The sequence below is a fragment of the Amycolatopsis sp. NBC_00345 genome (assembly GCF_036116635.1).
Lineage (GTDB): Bacteria > Actinomycetota > Actinomycetes > Mycobacteriales > Pseudonocardiaceae > Amycolatopsis.
Window position 1 is genome coordinate 2,478,283 of sequence record NZ_CP107995.1, and the last position, 13,892, is coordinate 2,492,174.

At 72.5% G+C, this 13,892-nt stretch carries 12 protein-coding genes; 4 read left to right on the forward strand and 8 right to left on the reverse strand.

The window, feature by feature from the left end; translation table 11 throughout:
* Positions 1–5: 5 nt before the first annotated feature.
* Positions 6–851: a helix-turn-helix domain-containing protein gene (locus tag OG943_RS10960; RefSeq protein ID WP_328609613.1), complete on the forward strand. Its 846-nt coding sequence runs from the start codon at positions 6–8 to the stop codon at positions 849–851.
* A 337-nt stretch (positions 852–1,188) separates the two neighbouring features.
* On the forward strand, positions 1,189–2,556 hold the full coding sequence (locus OG943_RS10965; RefSeq protein WP_328609614.1) for a beta-1,3-glucanase family protein: 1,368 nt from the start codon (positions 1,189–1,191) through the stop codon (positions 2,554–2,556).
* Between the two features lie 49 nt (positions 2,557–2,605).
* Here the strand turns inward: OG943_RS10965 and OG943_RS10970 are convergent, their stop codons facing one another.
* From OG943_RS10970 to OG943_RS10990, 5 genes are all read right to left on the reverse strand, one after another.
* Entirely contained in the window at positions 2,606–3,085 is a 480-nt protein-coding gene (locus OG943_RS10970) for a polyketide cyclase (protein ID WP_328609615.1), read from the reverse strand.
* 114 nt (positions 3,086–3,199) lie between these two features.
* Positions 3,200–4,810 (reverse strand): ABC transporter ATP-binding protein, encoded by a 1,611-nt coding sequence (locus tag OG943_RS10975; protein WP_328609616.1) that lies wholly within the window; start codon positions 4,808–4,810, stop codon positions 3,200–3,202.
* Positions 4,807–5,643 (reverse strand): ABC transporter permease, encoded by an 837-nt coding sequence (locus OG943_RS10980; RefSeq protein WP_328609617.1) that lies wholly within the window; start codon positions 5,641–5,643, stop codon positions 4,807–4,809. The genes OG943_RS10975 and OG943_RS10980 overlap by 4 nt, the downstream gene beginning before the upstream one ends.
* A complete protein-coding gene (locus tag OG943_RS10985; protein WP_328609618.1) occupies positions 5,636–6,598 on the reverse strand; it encodes an ABC transporter permease in 963 nt (320 codons plus the stop codon). Before OG943_RS10985 ends, OG943_RS10980 begins: the two co-directional genes overlap by 8 nt.
* A complete protein-coding gene (locus tag OG943_RS10990) occupies positions 6,595–8,226 on the reverse strand; it encodes an ABC transporter substrate-binding protein (RefSeq protein WP_328609619.1) in 1,632 nt (543 codons plus the stop codon). Before OG943_RS10990 ends, OG943_RS10985 begins: the two co-directional genes overlap by 4 nt.
* 292 nt (positions 8,227–8,518) lie before the next feature.
* Between OG943_RS10990 and OG943_RS10995 the strand changes: the two genes are divergently transcribed.
* Positions 8,519–9,694: an MFS transporter gene (locus tag OG943_RS10995; protein WP_328609620.1), complete on the forward strand. Its 1,176-nt coding sequence runs from the start codon at positions 8,519–8,521 to the stop codon at positions 9,692–9,694.
* A 194-nt stretch (positions 9,695–9,888) separates the two neighbouring features.
* Here OG943_RS10995 and msrA read toward each other — a convergent pair whose 3' ends face one another.
* Both msrA and OG943_RS11005 read right to left on the reverse strand, forming a co-directional pair.
* On the reverse strand, positions 9,889–10,395 hold the full coding sequence (gene msrA / locus OG943_RS11000) for a peptide-methionine (S)-S-oxide reductase MsrA (RefSeq protein ID WP_328609621.1): 507 nt from the start codon (positions 10,393–10,395) through the stop codon (positions 9,889–9,891).
* Between the two features lie 20 nt (positions 10,396–10,415).
* Positions 10,416–11,285, reverse strand: coding sequence for a LysR family transcriptional regulator (locus OG943_RS11005; protein ID WP_328609622.1), 870 nt, complete (start codon positions 11,283–11,285; stop codon positions 10,416–10,418).
* An 83-nt stretch (positions 11,286–11,368) separates the two neighbouring features.
* On the opposite strand from OG943_RS11005, the gene OG943_RS11010 reads away from it, so the two are divergent.
* The gene (locus OG943_RS11010) at positions 11,369–12,274 is read left to right on the forward strand and encodes an EamA family transporter (RefSeq protein ID WP_328609623.1); all 906 of its coding nucleotides are present in this window, start codon (positions 11,369–11,371) and stop codon (positions 12,272–12,274) included.
* Here the strand turns inward: OG943_RS11010 and OG943_RS11015 are convergent.
* Positions 12,262–13,827 carry an FAD-dependent monooxygenase gene (locus tag OG943_RS11015; protein ID WP_328609624.1) on the reverse strand — a complete coding sequence of 522 codons (1,566 nt, stop codon included), beginning with the start codon at positions 13,825–13,827 and terminating at the stop codon, positions 12,262–12,264. The genes OG943_RS11010 and OG943_RS11015 overlap by 13 nt on opposite strands.
* Between the last annotated feature and the right edge of the window lie 65 nt (positions 13,828–13,892).

The window sequence follows — 13,892 nt, forward strand, 5'->3', positions numbered from 1 at the left end:
GGGCCATGGAACGGGAAGCGGAGCTGGGCGAGTTCCTGCGCTCGCGCCGTGCCCGGGTGACGCCGGCCGAGGCCGGGCTGGGACCGGGGGACGGCGTCCGCCGCGTGCCCGGCCTGCGGCGCGAGGAGGTCGCGCGGCTGGCCGGGGTGAACGTCGACTACTACGTCCGCCTGGAGCGCGGCAGCCGGGGTAACCCGTCGGACTCGGTGCTCGACGCCGTGGCGCGGGCGCTGCGGCTGAACACCACCGAGCGGGCGCACCTGTTCGCGCTCGCGCGGCCGGGCAGCGCTCGCCCGGCGCGGCGCGCGGTGCCGCCGCAACGGGTGCGGCCGTCGGTGTACCGGATCCTCGAGGCCCACGAGCCGCTCCCGGCGATGGTGCTCGGCCGCCGGATGGACGTGCTCGCCGCGAACCGGCCGGCCCGCGCGCTGTACACGGACTGGGCGGCGCTGCCCGGCCCGTCCCGGAACATGCCGCGGTTCCTGTTCACCGACCCGGCCGCGCGGGAAGTGCTGGTGGACTGGGCGGCCGGCGCCGCGGAAGCCGTCGCCCACTTGCGTCTCTACCAGGGCCGTCACCCCGGCGACCCGCTGCTGGCGGACCTGGTCGCGGACCTTTCGGTGGCCGACGCGGACTTCCGCGCCTGGTGGGGCGAGCACGACGTGCACCAGCACACCTTCGGCGCGAAGGCGTTCCGCCATCCGGTGGCGGGCGAGTTCACCCTGGCCTACGACCTGCTCGGCGTGCTGGACGACGCGGACCAGTTCCTGACGCTGTACACCGCCGAACCGGGCACGGACTCGGCGGCCGCGGTGCTGCGGCTCGGCGCGGTGTCCTTTGTGGACGGGTGAAACCCGGTCGCCGAGCCGCCGGAGGACGGTGACCAACGCGGTCACGAGCCGGGCACGGCGGGGGCGAGGGGCGCCGCAGGGCATGGCTGACTCCAGGTGAGTCGGCCCCTGGGCGGGTGGCGGCGCCACGCAGAGGGTGGGCGAAGCGCTCTCGAATATCGCCCGGCAGCAGGGATCTTGTCAAGGCTTGACAGGCTGGGGCGGTGGTATGAACCTTTTCAGCGAACGTCCCCGCCCGGTCCCGGATGCTCCTGCCCGGCGGTCAGGGGGCGAGCCGGACGACGCCGTCCCCTGACCGGCGGCGGGTCCGCCCCTCTGTCCCGGCCAGGGAGGAACCATGCCCGCACACGCTCTGCCGCGGCGCCGTAGCCGCGGCCCCGGCAAACGCCTGGCGACACTGGCGGCGGCCCTCGCTGTCGCCGCGCTCGGCTTCGCCGTCTCCACCGCGCACGCCGCGGATGCCCTGATCTCCCAGAACCGGCCCGTCACGGCGTCCTCGGTCGAGAACTCCGGCACCCCCGCGAGCGCGGCGGTGGACGGGAACACCGGCACCCGCTGGTCTTCGCAGTTCAGCGATCCACAGTGGATCCGGGTGGACCTCGGCGGGCAGGCGACGCTGAGCCAGGTGGCGCTGCGCTGGGAGGCCGCGTACGCCACCGCGTTCCAGATCCAGGTGTCCGGCAACGGATCCGACTGGTCCACTGTGTACCAGACGACCACCGGGACCGGCGGCACGCAGACGTTGAACGTGACCGGGAGCGGCCGGTACGTGCGGCTGTACACGACCGCGCGGGCCACGCCCTACGGCGTCTCGCTGTTCGAGTTCCAGGTCTTCGGCACCGGCGGCGGCACCGGCCCGGCCGACCCCAGCGGGGGCGCGCCGCCCGACTCGTTCTGGGGTGACACCGGCAGCATCCCGGCGGCGCAGAACGTGCTCATGGTCAAGGTGCTCAACCAGACCAACGGCAAGTACCCGGACAGCCAGGTGTTCTGGAGCTTCGGCGGCCAGACCCACTCGATCGCCGAGCAGCCCTACATCGACATGACCGCCAACTCGGCCGGCCGGATGTACTTCTACCTCGGCGCCCCGAACAGCCAGTACGCCGACTTCATCGAGTTCACCGTCGGCCCGGACGTGTTCAACGGCAACACCACCCGGGTGGACGCGTTCGGCCTGAAGCTGGCCATGCGGCTGCACGCGCACGACGGCTTCGACACGCAGGTGGGCGACGACTACCAGACCTTCCAGGAGGACCGCTCGGCCACGTTCGCGAAGTTCCAGGCCGAGGTGCCGACCGAGTTCAAGGGGCTGGCCACGGTGAACGCGCCGTACCGGATCCCGGCGCCGGGCAGCTCGCCGGACTTCCGCGACGGCGGCCAGTACGCGAACTACTTCACCGCCTACGCCCAGTCGGTCGGGGTGAACGAGTCCACGTCGAACATCACCGGCTGCGCCGGCTCGCTGGCCCAGAACGCCGCCCTGTGCGCGGCGCTGAACCGGCACACCGCGCAGCTGCCGCAGTCGCAGCAGCAGGACCCGGCGAACTTCTACCAGGCCGCCCCGGCGAACTACTACGCGAAGTTCTGGCACGACCACGGCATCAACAGCCTCGCGTACGGCTTCCCGTACGACGACGTGGCGGGCCAGTCCTCGTTCGTCTCGCACGGCGACCCGCAATGGCTGGAGGTCGCCGTCGGCTGGTGACCGGCGCGGACTCGTGAGTGTTTATGACGGTTCTAACCGTCCTAAACACTCACGAGTCCTGGCAAACGAGCCCGGCCAGGTGGTGCAGCGAGTCGGCGAGGTGCCCGGGACCGAACGGCGGGAACTGGATCCGCTCCCGGACGACCGGCGGCACCTCTGACCAGTCGTAGGACAGCGTGACCGCGGTCTCGGACGGACCGACGGGGGCGAGATCGTAACGCCAGAACCAGCCGCCGAACTCCAGCCGGCCGTCGGCTTTCTCGCTCCCCGTGAGCCAGCCGATGGCGCGCGCCGGGTCGAAGACCTGGACCTTGTTGACGACCTGGTAGTCGCCGTCGGGATGGCGGGTGTGGTACATGGTCATCCGGAAGAGCTGTCCCACCTCGGCCAGCGGCGCCCGTTCGACGGGTTCCCGGACCCAGCCGGTGCCGTCGATCGCGGCATGGGCCGCCGGGTCCGCCAGCACCGCGAACACCCTCGCGGCGGACGCGGCGACGGTCAGGGTCGCGCTGAGGTTCTCTTCGGCCATGGTGCGCACGCTCCTCTGGTGAGTGGCGACCGGCCCGTCGCCGGTCTCTCACCTTGACGACGAACGGGCCCGCCGCCGTCCGACAAGCACCGCGGAAGAAATTCCGGCCGATTCTCAAGCGTCGACGTGGGCACCGCCCGGGATGGCGGCGAGCAGGTCACGCGTGTAGTCCTCGCGGGGATTGCCCAGCACCTCGTCGGCGGGGCCGAGTTCGAGCAGGCGGCCGGCGCGCAGGACGCCGACCTGGTCGGCCATCTCGCGGACCACGGCGAGGTCGTGCGTGATGAACAGGTAGGTCAGGCCCAGCTCGTCCTGCAGGTCCACCAGCAGCCGGAGGATCTGCGCCTGCACCGAAACGTCCAGCGCCGACACCGGCTCGTCCAGCACCACCAGGTCCGGGTTGAGCGACAGGGCCCGGGCGATCGCCGCGCGCTGGCGCTGGCCGCCGGACAGCTCGGCCGGACGGCGGCGTAGCGCGGCCGCCGGCAGCGCGACCTGGTCCAGCAGCTGCGCGACCCGGGCCCGCTGCTCGGTGCGGGAGCCGATGCCGAAGGCGCGCAACGGTTCCCCGACCACCTCCTCGATGCTGAAGCGCGGGTTCAGCGACGCGTACGGGTTCTGGTAGACGAGCTGGAACCGCCGCCGCAGCCGGCGCAGTTCCGCGGCGGGCAGCCGGGCGACGTCCTGGCCGTCGAAGGTGACGGTGCCCGCGCTCGGCGTTTCCAGGCCCACGGCCATGCGCGCGGTGGTGGTCTTGCCGGAGCCCGACTCGCCGACCAGCGCCAGCGTGCGGCCGCGCGTGAGCGCGAAGGTCACCCCGTCGACCGCGCGCACCGAGCGCGGCGCGGAACCGTTGCGTGGCAAGGCGAAGGTCTTCACCAGGCCGTCGACGGACAGCAGCACGTCCGGGCCTTCCTCGCGGCGCGGGCGCAGCGGCTCGCGCGTGAGGCTGGGCGCCGCGGCCAGCAGCCGCCGGGTGTACGGCTCGGCGGGCGCGGCCAGGATCTCCCGCGCCGGGCCCTGCTCGACGATGCCGCCCTGCGACATCACCGCGATCCGCGCGGCCCGGTCGGACGCCACGCCGAGGTCGTGGGTGATCAGCAGCACGGCGGTGCCGGACTCGGCGGCGAGCGCCTCCAGGTGGTCGAGGATCTCCCGCTGCACGGTCACGTCCAGCGCGCTGGTGGGCTCGTCCGCGATGATCAGCTTCGGCCGCCCGGCCAGCGCGATCGCGATCAGCACCCGCTGCCGCAGCCCGCCGGACAGCTCGTGCGGGTACTGCCGCGCCCGCACCTCGGCCCGGTCGACGCCGGCGCGGCGCAGCAGCTCGACGGCCTGGCCCGCGGCCGCCCGGCGCGGCGCGAGCCGGTGGATCAGCAGCACCTCGGCGACCTGGTCGCCGATCCGCCGGACCGGGTCGAGCGACACCGTCGGGTCCTGCGGCACCAGCGCGATCTCCGTGCCCCTGACCGCCTGCCAGTCCTTTTCGGACAGACCGGTCAGGTCGCGCCCGGCGAAGGTGATCCGGCCGGCGGTCACCCGGCCGCCGCGGGGGAGCAGGCCGATCACGGCGTGCGCGGTGGTGCTCTTGCCAGAGCCGGATTCGCCGACCACGGCGACGATCTCACCGGCCTCGACGCTCAGGCTCACCCCGTGCACGGCGGGCACCACGCCGGACCGGGTGTGGTAGGCCACGCCCAGGTCCGTGATCTCGAGCAGGCTCATCGTTCGCTCCGTTCACCGTCGAAGGCCCGGGAGAGCCGGTTGGTGGCCAGTACCACCGCGGCGACGGTCAGCCCCGGGAACGTGGTCATCCACCACGCGGTGGCCAGGAAGTTGCGCCCGCCCGCCACCAGCGCGCCCCACTCGGGGGTCGGCGGCGTCGCGCCGAAGCCGAGGAAGCTCAGCGCCGACACCTCCAGCACCGCGGTGCCGAACGTGATCGTGGCGAGCACCAGCACCGGGCCGAGCGCGTGGGGCAGCACGTGCCGGCCCAGCACGCCGGTCCAGCGCACGCCGCCGGCGCGGGCGGCCTCCACGAACACCCCCGTGCGCACGCGCAGCACCTCTGCGCGCATCAACCGCGCGAACGCGGCCAGGTTGGCCACGCCCACGGCGATCGCGACGTTCGTGGTGCCGAACCCGAGCCCGGTCACCAGCGCGAGGGAGAGCAGGATCGCCGGGACGGCCTGCAGCACGTCGACCACCCGCATCACCAGCCCGTCGAGCCAGCCGCCGCGGAAGCCGGCCAGCAGCCCCACGGCCGCGCCCGTGACCAGTGCCACCAGTACGGCGAGCACGGTGGCGCGCAAGGACAGCGACGCGCCGTGCACCACTCGCGCGAAGACGTCGCGGCCGGTCTCGTCGGTGCCGAACAGGTGCGCGCCGGACGGGCCCTGGAGCCGTTCGGCCGGGACGCCCGAGATCGGGTCGTAGGACGTGAACAGCGCCGGGGCGAAAGCGGCCAGCAGCACCGCGGCGAGGACCAGCACCGAGAGCACCAGCCCCGGGCGGCGGACCAGGAACCGGCTGTTCTGGCGCAGAGCGAGGTCAGCCATCAGCAGTCACCCTCTCCCGGACAACGGCCACTCGCGGGTCGAGCAGCGGGTACAGCAGGTCGACGGCGAGGTTGAGCAGCACGAAGAACAGCGCGGACAGCACGATCACCGCCTGCACCACCGGGATGTCCTGCGCGGTGACGGCCGAGGTGGTGACCCGGCCGATGCCGTCGCGGGAGAACACGGTCTCGGTCACCACGGACCCGGCGAGCAGGTTGCCCGCGACCACGCCGACGAGGGTCAGCGCGGGCAGCCCCGCGTTGCGCAGCGCGTGTCCGAAGTGGACACGGCGGCGGCTCGCGCCCTTCGCGCGGGTGATCTCGATGTAGGGCTCGGCGAGCTGCGTGCGCAGGCTCTTCGCGAGCACCTGGGCGATGATCGCGCCGGTCGGCAGCGCGAGCGTGACCGCGGGCAGCACCAGCGACGCGAACCCGTTCGCGCCCAGCGCCGGGAACAGCCGCAGCCGGAAGGAGAACAGCTGGATCAGCAGCAGCCCCACCCAGAACGTCGGCAGCGAGGTGCCCAGCGGCGGCAGCGACAGCAGGAACTGGCTCACCGCCCGTACCCGCGTGTAGGTCCCGAGGATCGCGACCCCGCCACCGAGCACGACGGCGAGCACCAGCGCCAGGCCGGTGACGGCGAACGTCGGCGGCAGGGCGGTCAGGACCATGTGCGTGGCGTCGTCGCCGGTCGAGACGGACGTGCCGAAGTCGCCGTGCAGCGCGTCGAGCAGGCGTTTCCCGTACTGCACCAGGATCGGCTCGTCGAGGCCGTACTGCGCGCGGGCCGCCGCGATCTGCTGTGGTGTCGCGGTGATGCCGCCTTCGGCGTTGCCGAGCTTGGTGAGCACGGCGTCGCCGGGCAGCAGGTAGAGGATCACGAACGAGAGCGTGAACGCCGCCCACAGCACGACCACGGCCTGCAGGAGCCGGCGGACCACCGGGTGCACTCTCACGAGGCCGACACCCACGCGTCGAACAGCTGCAGCCGCGACGAGGCCTCGAAGCCCACGCCGCTCGCGTTCGGGCCGAGCGCGAGCACCTGTGTCAGCTCGAACACGGGGATGGCGTACGCCTGCTCGACGATCAGCCGCTGCGCCTGCTCGGCGGCCGGCTTGCGGGCGGCCGCGTCGACGGTCGCGGACTGCTGGTCGAGCACGGTGTCGAGCGGGTTGCCCGCGGGCAGCTTGCTGCGGTTGCTCGTCTTGGTGGAGAACTGCTGGCGCAGGATGTCCGGGTCGGCGCGGGTCACGTTGTACCAGAGGAAGTCATAGTTCCCGGACTGCTGCAGCTGCGTGGCCTCGGCGTTGGTGTGCAGCTGGATCTGCAGGTCGAAGCCGATCTTGCGCAGCTGCTGCTGGATCAGCTCCAGCACGCTCTGGTTCTGGTTGAAGACCGCGGAGAAGATCACCGCCGCGCTCAGCCGCTGCCCGTTCTTCGTGCGGATGCCGTCGGGGCCCGGGACCCAGCCGTCGGCCTGCAGCAGCGCCTCGGCGCCGGCCTGGTCGTAGGCGAGGTCCTTCGACAGGTCGGTGTACAGCGGGGTGGCCGAGCCCAGGATGCTGGTGGCCGGCTTGTAGTTCTTGGTCAGCACGGTGTTCGTGACCTCGGGCCGGTTGATCCCCTTCGACACCGCCTGGCGGACCTTCGTGTCGGCGAGCACCCCGCGCGTGACGTTCGCGTGCAGGTTGAACACGATGCCCGGGTTCGGCCGCACCGGCTCGGTGAAGCCGCCGCCGGCGGAGAACTGCGGCTCGTCGACGGGCTGGACGTCGGTGATCGCGTCGAGCTGGCCGGAGGCGAGGCTGCCGGTGCGCACACCGGGCTCGGGCACGATCTTGTAGTCGACCTTGTCCAGGTAGGCCTCGCCCTGGTGCGACCACAGCGGGGAGCCCCAGTGGTAGCCGGTGCGCTTGGAGAGCACGACCTCCTGGTTGGGCTTGAAGCTGGTGAAGACGAACGGGCCGGAGCCGACCAGCCCTTCGCCCTGGCAGCGCTGTTCGGCGGTCTTCTTGTACGTCGCGGGCGCCAGCACGCCGAGCGACATCGTGGAGCTGGCTTGGAGGAACTGCGCGCTGGGCGCGGAGAAGTCGATCCGCACGGTGGCCGGGTCGACGACCGTGGAGCTCTGGTACGTGGCGAGGTAGCTGGCGCCGAGCAGGGCCTTCGCGCCGAGCGCCTTGATGCCGTCGAAGCTGGTCTTCACGGCGCTCGCGTCGACCGGGGTGCCGTCGGAGAACGTCGCGCCGGGCTTGAGGTGGAAGGTGAAGCTGGTGGAATCGGCGTTCACCGTCCACTTGTCGGCGAGCCACGGCGTGATCGCGCCGGTCTTCGGGTCCTGGTCGGTGAGCGAGTCCACGAGCTGGCGCCCGACGTTCAGCGCGGCGTTGGTGCTCACCTGCTGCGGGTCGAGGCAGTCCGGATTGGACGAGATGCCGAGCCGCAGCGTGCCGCCCGGACGCGGTGGCCCGGCGTCGCCCGCGCCGGCCCCGCCCGCCGACGCGCAGGCGGTGAGCAGCAGGAGCGGAAGCGCCAGTGCCGGCGCGGCGGCGCGCAGGAAACGGGATGGGGGGTGGCCGGGCACGGAGATCCTCCTGTGGTGGGGACGGCGCAGTCTTCGCGCCGCCGCCAGCTCACACCGGCCCGGCGGCGAGCTGAACCCCTTTCCAGGATGTGGACGGGCTTCCCAGACTCCGGCCACCGGCGAACATCTCGTTGACAGGCAAGGGAAAGAGTGCAGTGCCGGTGCGGGAACCGTGAGCAGGGAACGGGTTTGTACGTCCAGCCTGTCCAGTCCGCGGGATCGGCGCCAGTCTTCAGGGTGAACGAGCGGGGCCGGCCGTTGACCCCGGGCCGATCCGTGCCGCTGATGGGTCATGACCTTGACCCGGTCCGCGCCGCCCGGTGCCCGGTGGCGGCAGCTCGCGGTGCTTTCGGTGGTGCAGGTGGCCGCGATGAGCGTGTGGTTCTCGGCGTCCGCGGTGGGGCCGGCGCTGCGGGCCGAATGGTCGCTGCCGGCGGAGCAGGCCGTGCTGCTGACCATTTCGGTGCAGGCCGGGTTCGCCGCGGGGGCCGTGGGATCCGCCACGCTGAACCTGGCCGACCGCGTCCGGCCGCCGGTGCTGATCGGCTGCGGCGCGGCGACGGCGGCGCTCGCCACGGCGGTGTTCCCCTGGCTCGGTCCGGTGCCGTGGCTCGCGGTGGTGCTGCGGTTCGGCACCGGCGCGGCGCTGGCGTTGGTGTACCCGGTCGGGATGAAGGTCGTGGTGTCGTGGTTCCCGCGGCGGCGCGGGCTCGCGCTCGGCGTGCTGCTCGCCGCGCTGACCCTCGGCTCCGCGCTGCCGAGCCTGCCGGCGGTGCTGGGCCCGCTGAGCTGGCGGGCGACCCTGCTGTCGGCCGCGGCGCTCGCCGTGCTCGGCGCGGTGGTGGCGCTCGGCTGGGTCCGCACCGGCCCCGGGCTGCTGCCCTCGCCGCCGTGGCGGCCGCGGTACCTGCTGCGGATGTTCGCCGACCGGCGCCAGCGCCTGGTGTGCCTGGGCTACTTCGGGCACATGTGGGAGCTGTACGCGTTGTGGGCGTGGCTGCCGGCGTACCTCGCGGCCGCCGGCGCGGCGGACTGGTTGCCGTTCCTCGTGATCGGCGGCTGTGGTGCCGTCGGCTGCCTGCTCGGCGGCACGCTGTCCGACCGCTGCGGCCGCCCGCTCGTGGCGCAGGCGGCGCTGGTCACGAGCGGCGTCTGCGCGGTGGCGTCGTACCCGCTGTTCGGGACGGCGGCGTTCGTGCCGCTGGTGCTCGTGTGGGGCGTCGCGGTGATCGCGGACTCCGGCCAGTTCTCCGCGGCGCTCGCCGAACTGGCCGACGCGCGGTACGTCGGCACCGCGCTGAGCACGATGACGGCGCTCGGCTTCCTGCTCAGCGGCGTGACGATCCAGCTGGTGCCGCCGCTGGCCGGGGCAGTCGGCTGGCGGGCGGCGGTACCGGTCCTCGCGGTCGGGCCGCTGCTCGGCGCCGTCGCGATGAAACGGCTGCGCTCGCTCAGCCGGCCGGGCTGAGGTCTTCGAGGAACTCCAGGCGGTTGCCCACGGCGTGGACGAGACCGACCGCTGTCGCGCGCGGCGAGCAACGGGGGCCGTCAAGGACTCCTTACCCGCGTGGGACGCGGGTAAGGAGTCCTTGACGGTTGTTGACGCCCTGAAGGCCACCTTGAGGGCGCGCTATGCCCTGAAGGTGGCCTTCAGGGCATAGGTCAGGCGGTCGCCCGCTTGGGCAGTTTCCAGCCGGGGCGGGGGAAGTGGCAGGTGTAGCCGTTGGGGATTTTCTGGAGGTAGTCCTGGTGTTCGGGTTCGGCTTCCCAGAAGTCTCCGGCGGGGGTGACTTCGGTGACGACCTTGCCGGGCCAGAGGCCGGAGGCTTCGACGTCGGCGATGGTGTCGGCGGCGACCTTTTTCTGGTCGTCGTCGGTGTAGTAGATCGCTGAGCGGTAGCTGGCGCCGAGGTCGTTGCCCTGGCGGTTCTTGGTGGTGGGGTCGTGGACCTGGAAGAAGAATTCGAGCAGGTTCCGGAAGTCGGTCCGCTCGGGGTCGTAGAGGACCTCGATGGATTCGGCGTGGTTGCCGTGGTTGCGGTAGGTGGCGTGGGGGATCTCGCCGCCGGTGTAGCCGACGCGGGTGGCGACGACTCCGGGCTGGTGGCGGAACAGCTCCTCCATGCCCCAGAAACAGCCGCCCGCGAGAATCGCCTTCTTCGTCGTCATGACGCCATCGTAACCACGCCTCAGAGCAATCCCAGTACCAGCGCGAGCGGCGGCCAGGCCGCGCGGCCGCGGCGGGTGCAGGCGAACGACCGCAGCCGCACGTCCGGGCCGGTCAGCGGGAGCAGCGCGACTTCCGGCCGGGTCTGCCGGTCCAGCGGCAGCAGCCCGACGCCGGGGCCCGCGACGATGAGGTCCTCGACGAGGTCGAGGCTGTCGGCCTGGTGCCGCACGCGCGGGGTGAACCCGGCCATCGACGCGAGCGTGCGCACCACGTCCTCGTCGGCGCGGTTGCGGGAGTTGCCGATCCAGTCGTGGTCGCGGAACGCGCGGAACACCGTGAGCGTGTCCCCGACATCCTCGGCCGGCGCGGGCACGCCGAGCCCCCACGGCGCTGTCCACAAGGGAGCGACGTCGATCGTGCGGTCGACGGTGGCCGGTGCCAGGTCGTAGTCGTAGGTCAGGGCGAGGTCGACGTCGTCGGCCAGCAGCTGCGCCAGGGCCTCGGCCGGCTCGTACTCGTTGATCACCAGCCGCACCTGCGGGTACCGCTCGGCGAGCTGGTCCGCGACCGGCAGCAGCGAGCGCCGGATGGCCGTGGCGAACCCGGCGACGCGCACGGTGCCGTCGGGCTCGGTGCCGGGATCGAGGTCGGCGCGGGCGGCTTCGACCGCGGCCAGGATCGACACGGCGTGCTCGGCCAGCCGCCGCCCGGCCGGGGTCAGCCGCACCCGGCGCCCGTGCGGCTCCAGCAGCGGCGCGCCGGTTTCCCGGGCCAGCACGGCGATCTGCTGCGAAACGGTCGACGTCGTGGTCCCGAGCACATCGGCGACCGCGTGCATCGAGCCCAGCCGGGACAGTTCGAGCAGGAACTGCAGCCTGCGAGTCTCCATCCCGGCATTGTCCATGATCACCGAACGGTACGTCCATGATCGGCACGTGGACACGAACGGTCTCCGGGGGCTTATCTGGACGCGTGCTCCCTTCGTCTCCCCGCGCCGGTGCCTCGCTCGCCGTCGGCGCGATGCTCTGCGTCCAGCTCGGCCTCGCGGTGTCCGTGAGCCTGTTCGACGAGGTCGGCCCCGGTGGCGCGGCGTTCCTCCGCCTGGCCTGGGCCGGGGTGCTGCTGCTCGTGCTGGTCCGGCCGCGGCTTTCGTCGTTCAGCCGGTCGACGCTGCTCGCGTGCGTGGCGCTCGGCGTGGTGACCGCGGGCATGACGATGATGTTCATGGCGGCCGTGGCGCGGCTGCCGATGGGCACGGCGAGCGCGCTGGAGTTCCTGGGCCCGCTGACCGTCGCGGTGGTGCGGGGGAGTGGCGGGAAACGGCTGTGGCCGGTGCTCGCGGCCGTCGGCGTGCTGCTGCTGACCGAGCCGTGGCGGGGCGGCGTGGACCTGGTGGGCGTCGGCTACGCGCTGGCGTCGGCGGTCTGCTGGGGGAGCTACATCCTGCTGACGCAACGGGTCGGCGACGAGGTGGCGGGCGTCCGCGGCCTGGCCGTGTCGATGCCGGTGGCGGGCCTGGTCGGGACGATCGTGGGCGGCCCCGCGGTGTTCGGGCACCTGACCTGGCAGCTCGTGCTCGCCGGGCTGGGCCTGGCGCTGCTGGTGCCGGTGATCCCGTTCTGCTTCGAGATGCTCGCCCTGCGCCGGCTGACGACGTCCGCGTTCGGCACGCTGATGAGCGTGGAGCCCGCGCTGGCCCTGGTCATCGGACTGGTTGTCCTGCACCAGATCCCGGACGCGGGCGCCGTCGCGGGGGTGGCGTTCGTGGTGGCGGCGGGCATCGGCGCGGAACGGACCGGGGCGCGGGAACCGGTCGCCCCGGTCCGGGACCGGAAGACGGACGCCGGCCGCGAGGTTCCGGCGCCTCAGCCGAAATAGGTGCCGTTCGTGGCGAAGGGGAGGAACGACACCAGGGTTTCGGGCAGCACCGGGGCGGGCTGCAGCGGAACGACCAGCGCGGTGTAGCCGTCGGGGCGGATCAGGACGAGCGTGTCGTCCTCGACGCCGAACGCGGCCCGCACGTCGCCCCGCGGGCCGGTGATCGCGCCCTTCCCGATGCGGTGCAGGTGGATTTCGTCGTGGCGGAGGGCTCCAAGCCCAACGTCGGCGGAATCGGTGAAGGCGAGCGCCGTCCAGTGAGGGCCGCGCAGGAGGTCCATAGTGGTGCCGGCGAAGCCCGGGCCGCGCAGTCCGGTGACGTAGGGGACCCGGCGGCCCTGGCCGTCGTGGGTCAGCGCGCTCCGCGGGTAGGCAATGGTGAGCCCGGGGGTGAAGTCGTCGGCGAGCCGGGACATGGCCGTGGACAGGTGCGCGGCGTCGCTGTGGACGTTGTCGTGCATCCGGTCCGACTTGGTGGTGCTGGCGTCGAGCACGGTCACGGCGACCGGCCGGCGCTCGGGCTCGTAGGTGTCCAGCAGGGCCGGGTCGGCGCCGCGGGTCACGGCCGCGAGCTTCCAGCCGAGGTTGTAGGCGTCCTGGATGCCGGTGTTCATGCCCTGGCCCCCGGCCGGGGTGTGCGTGTGGGCGGCGTCGCCGGCGAGCAGGACCCGGCCCGAGCGGTAGTGCTCGGCGAGGCGGACGTTCGCGCCGTAGAGCGAAAGCCACGACGCTCCGGTGAAGCGGACACGCCCGGCGCCGGCGCGCTCGTCGACGATGCGCTGGTACAGCTCGAGCGACGGTTCCTCGTAGCCGCCTTCGGTGGCGGGCACGGCGCACTGGAACTGCCACAGGTCGGTGCCGGTCAGCGGGGTCAGCGCGAGCATGCCGGTCGGGGACGCCCACATGTGCATCCGCCCGCGGTCCAGGTCGAGCGTGTGCACGTCGCCGAGGTAGTTGGAAGTGGGCCTGGTGACGCCTTCGAACGGCATGGCGAGCGCCTTGCGCACGGTGCTGCGCCCGCCGTCGGCGCCGACGACCCAGCGGGCGCGGACGAGGCTGGGACCCTCCGGTCCGCGAAGCTCGACCTCTACTCCGCTTTCGATCTCCTTGAGGCCTTCGACTTCGGTGAGCCCGGTGACGGCCGTGCCGAACCGGACCTCGCCGCCGTACTGCGCGTGCCGCTCGCGCAGCGCCCGCTCGACGTCGAACTCGGCGATCCAGAGCATTTCCGGGTACGGCGTGGCGATGGCGGACGGCCCGGTGAGCGGTTCGCGGTCGGTCCAGCCACCGTCGACGTCGTAGAGGCGGACCGGGAGCTGCACGTCGCCAGTGGTGAGAATCTCGGCCGCGATGCCGAGGTCGTCGAACACCTCGAGGCTCCGGGAATGCACTCCCTTGCCTCGTGACGTGCTGCTCGGCGTCTCGAGCCGTTCGACGATCCGGTGCCGCACACCGCGGCGGGCGAGTTCGCAGGCGAGCGTCAGCCCGGTCGGGCCGGCGCCCACGACGAGCACGTCGGTGTCGAACAAGGGGGTTTCGGCGGTACGGCTCATGGTTGCTGCCTCCTGGAAGCGCGGTGGACTCTAGATTTCACACTACACCGTGCAGTGTGAAATCT